This is a genomic window from Vibrio hibernica (assembly GCF_015223435.1).
GTDB classification, from domain to species: Bacteria; Pseudomonadota; Gammaproteobacteria; order Enterobacterales; family Vibrionaceae; genus Vibrio; species Vibrio hibernica.
Genome location: NZ_VHKO01000128.1, coordinates 1 through 1,196, shown reverse-complemented (window position 1 = coordinate 1,196; position 1,196 = coordinate 1). Strand labels below are relative to the sequence as shown.

The following is a 1,196-nucleotide window of genomic DNA, read 5'->3' as shown; positions in this document are numbered from 1 at the left end:
GGCCACAGTCTATCGAATTCATGGTACATCAGCATTTAAATCACTTAATTATGTCAATACCGCTGATTTTAAATTATCTGTACTAAAATTAATGTGGAAAAATAATTGGTCGATTACTCATGCTAGTGCTGTATTCAATTTCTCATCTACTGGGACTATCTCTGTTTGGTTAAAGCATTATAATCAGTCAGGTATTCAAGGCTTACATTCCCGACCCAAAGGCAGATCCTCTATGAAATCTCAATTAAATAAACGACCGACTAAATCTGATGAAGACATGTCTTTAGATGAATTGAGAGAGGAACTGGCTTACCTGAGAGCGGAGAATGCTGTTCTAAAAAAGTTAGAGGAGCTGGACAAGTTAAAACGTCAAGCAGCAAAGAAAAAGCGTTGACTGTTCAAGCTCTAAAACACCAGCATAAAATCCAACACTTATTGCAATCCATTGGATTGCCTAAAAGCGTGTATTACTACCAATGCAAGGCATTGAAGTCTCCTGAGCCTTATGCAACCGAGATGGCGAGTATTGAAAAGATATTCCACAAACATAAAGGTCGTTATGGTTATCGACGTATTCGCTATGCTTTGCATAGAGACGGTATTCACTTAAACCATAAAACGGTCCAGCGTTTAATGGCAAAGCTAGGGCTAAAATCGACCGTAAGACCAAAGAAATATCGTTCTTACAAAGGTGATGTGGGACGTATTGCACCGAATATCCTTAAGCGAGATTTTGTCTCAACCAAGCCAAATCAAAAGTGGGCGACGGATGTAACTGAATTTAAGGTGGCGGGAGAGAAAGTATATTTATCTCCTATTATCGATTTATTCAATCAGGAAGTGATTAGTCATACTGTCGCGACTTCGCCTAAATTACATCTCGTAACCGAGATGCTAGAGAAAGCGACGAGTAAATTAGGAAAAACATCATCATTGACTCTACATAGCGACCAAGGGTGGCAATATCAGCATAATATTTATCGTAATCAACTGAAAGAAAAAGGAATTAAGCAAAGTATGTCGAGAAAGGGGAATTGTCTTGATAATGCTGTAGCGGAAAACTTTTTTGCTCTTTTAAAAACAGAAATGTACCACGGTTACCACTTTGACAGCGTAGAGCAACTTATGGCGAGCATTGATGAGTATATTGATTACTACAACAACGCTCGAATTAAGGTTAAATTAAAAGGCCTGAC

Annotated in this window: 2 protein-coding genes; both read left to right on the top strand. The window is 38.4% G+C overall.

Annotated features, from left to right (window positions below):
- Positions 1–394: helix-turn-helix domain-containing protein (locus FH976_RS15785; protein ID WP_194091724.1), on the top strand; the 394-nt coding region annotated here is incomplete at its 5' end.
- The coding region (locus FH976_RS15780; RefSeq protein WP_228767487.1) for an IS3 family transposase at positions 391–1,196 on the top strand (806 nt) is incomplete at its 3' end. The genes FH976_RS15785 and FH976_RS15780, both read left to right, overlap by 4 nt.